Origin of the sequence: Pantoea sp. UBA5035, from assembly GCF_002415245.1 — a bacterium.
GTDB lineage: Bacteria > Pseudomonadota > Gammaproteobacteria > Enterobacterales > Enterobacteriaceae > Pantoea > Pantoea septica.
Map to the genome: position 1 here is coordinate 1 of NZ_DICD01000005.1, position 5,939 is coordinate 5,939.

The 5,939-nt window shown below is 61.7% G+C and carries 5 protein-coding genes and 2 pseudogenes; 6 read left to right on the forward strand and 1 reads right to left on the reverse strand.

Going from position 1 to position 5,939, the window contains the following annotated elements; all coding sequences use genetic code 11:
* The 6 genes and pseudogenes from B3229_RS03810 to lldD all read left to right on the forward strand — a co-directional run.
* Positions 1-510: pseudogene (locus B3229_RS03810) on the forward strand (IS1 family transposase); the annotation flags it as partial.
* Positions 511-527: 17 nt separating this feature from the next.
* Positions 528-629 (forward strand): annotated as a pseudogene (locus B3229_RS03815) (flagellar biosynthesis anti-sigma factor FlgM); the annotation flags it as partial.
* A gap of 11 nt (positions 630-640) precedes the next feature.
* Positions 641-1,084, forward strand: coding sequence for a flagella synthesis protein FlgN (locus B3229_RS03820; RefSeq protein ID WP_033755977.1), 444 nt, complete (start codon positions 641-643; stop codon positions 1,082-1,084).
* A gap of 593 nt (positions 1,085-1,677) precedes the next feature.
* Positions 1,678-3,327 (forward strand): L-lactate permease, encoded by a 1,650-nt coding sequence (gene lldP, locus B3229_RS03825; RefSeq protein ID WP_033755975.1) that lies wholly within the window; start codon positions 1,678-1,680, stop codon positions 3,325-3,327.
* Positions 3,327-4,088 (forward strand): transcriptional regulator LldR, encoded by a 762-nt coding sequence (lldR, locus tag B3229_RS03830; RefSeq protein ID WP_033755973.1) that lies wholly within the window; start codon positions 3,327-3,329, stop codon positions 4,086-4,088. Before lldP ends, lldR begins: the two co-directional genes overlap by 1 nt.
* Positions 4,089-4,100: 12 nt before the next feature.
* Complete coding sequence (lldD, locus tag B3229_RS03835) at positions 4,101-5,285, forward strand: FMN-dependent L-lactate dehydrogenase LldD (protein WP_048786605.1); 1,185 nt, start codon at positions 4,101-4,103, stop codon at positions 5,283-5,285.
* A 71-nt stretch (positions 5,286-5,356) separates the two neighbouring features.
* Here the strand turns inward: lldD and B3229_RS03840 are convergent.
* On the reverse strand, positions 5,357-5,939 hold a 583-nt coding region (locus B3229_RS03840; RefSeq protein ID WP_286868818.1), incomplete at its 5' end, for a methyl-accepting chemotaxis protein.

Sequence of the window (5,939 nt, forward strand, 5' to 3'; positions counted from 1 at the left end):
TGTTGGTGGCCGGGCAACCGCCCGCATTATGGGCGTTGGTCTAAACACGATTTTACGTCACTTAAAAAACTCAGGCCGCAGTCGGTAACCTCGTGCATACAGCCGGGCAGTGACGTCATCTTCTGCGCGGAAATGGACGAACAGTTGGGCTACGTCGGGGCTAAATCGCGCCAGCGCTGGCTGTTTTACGCGTATGACAGGCTCCGGAAGACGGTTGTTGCGCACGTATTCGGTGAACGCACTATGGCGACGCTGGGTCGTCTTATGAGCCTGCTGTTACCCTTTGACGTGGTGATATGGATGACGGATGGCTGGCCGCTGTATGAATCCCGCCTGAAGGGAAAGCTGCACGTAATCAGCAAGCGATATACGCAGCGAATTGAGCGGCATAACCTGAATCTGAGGCAGCACCTGGCACGGCTGGGACGGAAGCCGCTGTCGTTCTCAAAATCGGTGGAGCTGCATGACAAAGTCATCGGGCATTATCTGAACATAAAACACTATCAATAAGTTGGAGTCATTACCCGCGCGTCGAAAAGATTAAACAGGCGATGCGCAACGGCGAACTACAGATGGACGCCGATAAAATCGCCGACGCGCTGCTGCGAAATATCCTTGAAGAGGGGTGACAGAGGCGCTCATGGAGAGTTTACAGGCCGCCTTAACCAGGCTGCAGGAAACGCTCAGTGAACTGGATGGCGTGCTGGCCGAAGAGATCAAACAGCTCAGCGGCGCGACTATCCATCCGGTTTCCCTTCAGCACCTTTCCGATATGAAAAGCCGCCTGCTGGCGACTGTCGCCTGGCATGACGAACAGCGGAAACAGCAGGAAGATCGTCTGCAGCTGTTTGCCCCCTATCAGCCGCAGCCTGCGCTGGCCGCACAGTGGAGCGTCATGCTGCCGATGATTAAACGGGCCAGCGAAATGAACCAGCAAACCCGCCAGCTGCTGGAGATGCATCTGCAGCGAGCGCGCCATTTAACCCGCGCGATAGATAAAACGGCGGCGGCCCCCGGGCTTTATACTGCTGGCGGGCAATCGGACTCTAACGGCTCGACGCGCGCTTACGATATTACTATCTAGCCGCCCTGGGGTGGCGGTCTTTACCCTCCTTTCCCGCTGTGCGATGGCGGTCTTTAACGCCCCTTTCCCGCTGTGCGATGGCGGTCTTTAACGCCCCTTTCCCGCTGTGCGATGCCAATACTTAATGCGCTTTCTGCCATGCGATGGCGGTCTTTATCCCCCTTTCCCGCTGTGCGATGGCAATACTTAATGCCCCTTCCGCCGTGCGATGGTGAGCTTTAACGCCCCTTTTTCGTTAGCGGGGGCTCTCCTGCTCCGCCATGCGATAACCGGCTGACGCCACGAAATAGCTCTTCGCGGCCTCATGGCGCTCCTGATGCTACCGCCCGCTGGCCGCTTCAGCGGCGCTAAACGCTTTGCCGCCTGCACGCCCGCGAAATTGGTCCTACCAAAACCTGTTGTTTGTGACAAATCTTCCAGCCTCAAATGAAAGTTTTAGCGAAAGATTGCATTCATCCCCGCACCAGATAAACAATTCTTTAACATTTACGCGCTTTTTGGTCTGACCAGCCTTGCGGCTGCGTGCTGTCTGACTGCGGCGCTCCCCGACCGCTGCCGTTTACAGGCAGGCACTCTTCTGGAGAATCAGGATCATGCAAAACTGGCAGCAACTTTACGATCCGCTCGATAATATCTGGCTGTCGAGCCTGATTGCGGCGCTTCCCATTCTCTTTTTCTTTTTCGCGCTGACGCGGCTGCGGATGAAAGGCTATCTCGCCGGCACCATCACGGTGCTGATCGCGCTGGCGGTGGCGCTGCTGTTCTACCGTATGCCGATCGACCAGGCGCTCGCCTCCGCCGTTTACGGTTTCTTCTACGGTCTGTGGCCTATCGCCTGGATTATCGTCGCCGCGGTGTTCGTGTATAAAATTACGGTGAAAACCGGCCAGTTTGGCATCATTCGCAACTCCATTTTGTCGATTACCGAAGATCAACGCCTGCAGATGTTGATCGTCGGCTTCGCCTTCGGATCCTTTCTGGAAGGCGCCGCCGGCTTCGGCGCGCCGGTGGCGATCACCGCCGCGCTGCTGGTCGGTTTGGGCTTTAAGCCAGTCTACGCCGCCGGGCTTTGCCTGATTGTGAACACCGCGCCGGTCGCCTTCGGCGCGATGGGCATTCCGATTATCGTCGCCGGCCAGGTCACCGGCGTGGATGCAATGGCGATCAGCCAGATGGCGGGGCGCCAGTTGCCGTTCCTGACCATGATCGTGCTGTTCTGGGTCATGGCGATCATGGATGGCTGGCGCGGGGTGAAAGAGACCTGGCCTGCAGTGGTGGTCTCCGGCGGCTCTTTCGCTATCGCCCAGTACCTGACCTCCAACTTCCTCGGCCCGGAGCTGCCGGACGTGATCTCCGCACTGGTCTCCCTGCTCTGCCTGACGCTGTTCCTGCGCGTCTGGAAGCCGGCGCGCATTTTCCGCTTTGCTGGCGAGGAGGAAAGCGGCGAACCGCAGCGCGTCGAGCGCTACAGCGCGGCGCAGGTGATGCGCGCCTGGATGCCGTTCCTGTTTTTGACGCTGACCGTCACCCTGTGGAGCATTCCGCCGTTTAAGGCGCTGTTCGCACCCGGCGGCGCGCTGTATGACTGGGTCTTCTCTTTCGCCGTGCCGTTCCTGCATCAGCAAGTGATCAAGATGCCGCCGGTGGTCGCCACCGCCACGCCTTACGCCGCTATCTACAAGCTCGACTGGTTCTCTGCCACCGGCACGGCAATTTTTATCGCTGCGCTGCTGTCGGTGATCTGGCTGCGCATGCGCCCCGCGCAGGCGATAAGCGCCTTTGGCGAAACCCTGCGCGAGCTGGCGCTGCCGATTTACTCCATCGGCGCGGTGCTGGCGTTCGCCTTTATCTCCAACTATTCGGGCCTCTCTACCACGCTGGCGCTGGCACTGGCCCATACCGGCAACGCCTTCACCTTCTTTTCACCGTTTCTCGGCTGGCTGGGCGTATTCCTCACCGGCTCCGATACCTCCTCTAACGCGCTGTTCGCCGCCCTGCAGGCGACCACCGCGCAGCAGATCGGCGTGCCGGAGGTGCTGCTGGTCGCCGCCAACACCACCGGCGGCGTTACCGGCAAAATGATTTCACCGCAGTCGATCGCTATCGCCTGCGCCGCGGTGGGGCTGGTCGGCAAAGAGGCCGACCTGTTCCGCTTTACCGTTAAGCACAGCCTGATTTTCACCTGCATCGTGGGGATTATCACTTCGCTGCAGGCCTGGGTTTTCCCGTGGATGATCCCGTAATGCATGAAGAACAACGCCTGGCGGAGAGCCTGGCGCAACGCCTGAGGGCTTTTATTGACGAGCAGCGGCTGCAGCCGGGCGAACGGCTGCCGGCGGAGCGCCAGCTGGCGCAGCAGCTGACAGCCTCCCGTTCGTCGCTGCGCGAGGCGCTGCAGAGACTGATCAGCGAAGGGGTACTGATCAGCCGGCGCGGGGGCGGCAACTTTATTGCCGAACGCCCGGCGGACTGGTCGGCGTCGCGGCTGGTGATGCCGCTCAGCACCCTGCTGGCGGACGACCCCGGTTACCGCTACGACGTGCTGGAAGCGCGCATCGCCATTGAATCCAGCACGGCGTGGCACGCCGCGCGCCGCGCCACGCCGGAAGACAAAGCGCATATCGAGCGCTGCTATCAGATGATGCTGCAGGTCAGCGATCGCGACGATCCCGACCTGGCTGCCCACTCCGACGTGCGCTTTCATCTGGCGATCGCCGAGGCCGCCCACAACCTGGTGCTGCTGCAGGCGATGCGCGGTCTGTTCGATCTGCTGCAGTCGTCGGTGATGCAGAGCCGTCAGCGGATGTACACCGCGCCGGAGATTTTCCAGCAGCTGGCGGTGCAGCATCAGGCGATCTGTCAGGCGATTATCGCCGGCGATGCCGAACGGGCGCGCAGCGTCACTATCCACCACCTTGAATTTGTTGACGCCACCATGCGCAACCTGCATGAGGAAGAGGCGCGACGGGCGCGCAGTATGCGCATTCCGGACAGTAAAGCGTAAGCGAGGACTACCGTGATTATCTCATCAGCAAAAGATTACCGAGCCGCAGCGAAAGCCAAAGTGCCGCCGTTTCTGTTTCACTACGCCGACGGCGGCGCTTATGACGAGTACACCCTGAAACGCAACAGCGACGATCTGGCGCAAATCGCGCTGCGCCAGCGCATTCTGCGCAATATGTCCTCGCTGAGCCTGGAAACGCAGCTGTTCGGCGAGACGCTATCGATGCCGGTGGCGCTGGCGCCCGTCGGCCTGTGCGGCATGTATGCGCGTCGGGGCGAGGTACAGGCGGCGCGCGCGGCGGATAAAAAGGGCATTCCTTTTACGCTCTCCACCGTGTCGCTCTGCCCGATTGAAGAGGTCGCCCCGGCGATGCAGCGCCCGATGTGGTTCCAGCTCTATGTGCTGCGCGATCGCGGCTTTATGCGCAACGTGCTGGAGCGGGCGCAGGCGGCGGGCTGCTCGACGCTGGTGTTTACCGTCGATATGCCGGTGCCGGGCGCGCGCTATCGCGATGCGCACTCCGGTATGAGCGGCCCGAACGCGGCGATGCGCCGCTATCTGCAATCGGCGCTCTATCCGCAATGGGCCTGGGATGTCGGCATTCATGGCCGCCCGCACGATCTTGGCAATATCTCCGCCTACCGCGGCGAGCCGACCCACCTGGAGGATTACATTGGCTGGCTGGGCAATAACTTTGACCCTTCGATCTCGTGGAGCGACCTGGAGTGGATCCGCGATTTCTGGAAGGGGCCGATGATCATCAAAGGCATCCTTGACCCGGAGGATGCGTGCGACGCGGTACGTTTCGGCGCGGACGGTATCGTGGTATCGAACCATGGCGGCCGCCAGCTGGACGGCGTACTCTCCTCGGCGCGCGCGCTGCCCGCCATCGCCGACGCAGTAAAGGGCGAACTGGCGATCCTGGCGGACGGCGGCGTACGCAGCGGGCTGGATGTGGTGCGCATGATCGCGCTGGGCGCGGATACCGTGCTGCTGGGCCGCGCGTTTCTCTATGCGCTGGCGGCGGCGGGCGAGGCGGGCGTCAGCAATCTGCTGAACCTGTTTGAAAAAGAGATACGCGTGGCGATGACGCTGACCGGCGCGCGCTCGATCGCGGAAATTACCCGCGATTCGCTGGTGCAGGCGGCGGCGCCGATGGAGCCTGACGCGCTGGCGAAGGCGGTAGCCAACGACTAAGGCGCGGCCATAAAAACAGAAAACCCGGCGGAGAGGCCGGGTTTTTTATCTTATCTGCTCACGCCTGAGGCTCAGAACTGTTCCCAGCCCCCCTGTGAGGCGGTCGCCGCGGCCGGCGTCGGCGTCAGCACGCGCGGACGCGGCGCGCTGACCGCCGGACTGCGCTCAAAGCCGCGCTGCGCGGTTTTAAACACGGCCACCGTCTGTTCCAGCTGTCGCGCCTGATCTTCCAGCGACGAGGCGGCAGCGGAGGACTCTTCAACCAGCGCGGCGTTCTGCTGCGTGGTGGTATCCATCTCGGTCATCGCCTGGCCGATCTGCAGGATGCCGCGGCTCTGCTCTTCGGAGGCGCTGGCGATCTTGTTCATGATGCCGCTCACCTGAGAGACGGAGCGCACGATGTCATCCATCGCCTGCCCGGCGCTGCTGACCAGCCGCGAGCCATTATCGACCTTCTGCCCCGCTTCATTGATCAGCGTTTCAATTTCGCGTGCCGCCGTGGCGCTGCGCTGTGCCAGACTGCGCACTTCGCCTGCCACCACCGCAAAGCCGCGGCCCTGCTCGCCGGCGCGCGCTGCTTCCACCGCCGCGTTCAGCGCCAGAATGTTGGTCTGGAAAGCAATACCGTTGATCAGGTGATGCTGCCAACTTACT